Genomic DNA, 248 nt, shown 5'->3' with positions numbered 1-248 from the left:
GCCTGACCATGGCTGGTCTGGCGATAAGCGGATCAGGTAGTGGGGGTGGGTCAATGAAAAATTGCTGGGCGAGTATCCCATACGGGCATTCGTTGGCAATGGTGGTTTCACTGTCTGGCGTAGCGGTGTCGCCAATGGGAACCTGAATGGTATAAAAACCGTGTTCGGGGTTACAGATGGTCAGGGTCATGAACCCCGATGCCGTTGCATTGGATGCCGGCATATAACCAATCGGAATGAGGCTGCGC

Annotated in this window: 1 protein-coding gene; it reads right to left on the bottom strand. The window is 54.4% G+C overall.

All coding sequences use genetic code 11. The features are described from left to right. On the bottom strand, positions 1–248 hold a 248-nt coding region (locus AC3II9_RS22245), incomplete at both ends, for a hypothetical protein (RefSeq protein ID WP_489158922.1).

The organism is Lysinibacillus sp. RU7, from assembly GCF_057837305.1.
Note: the sequence above shows the minus strand (reverse complement) of the source record. Positions and strands in the feature narration are given on the sequence as shown.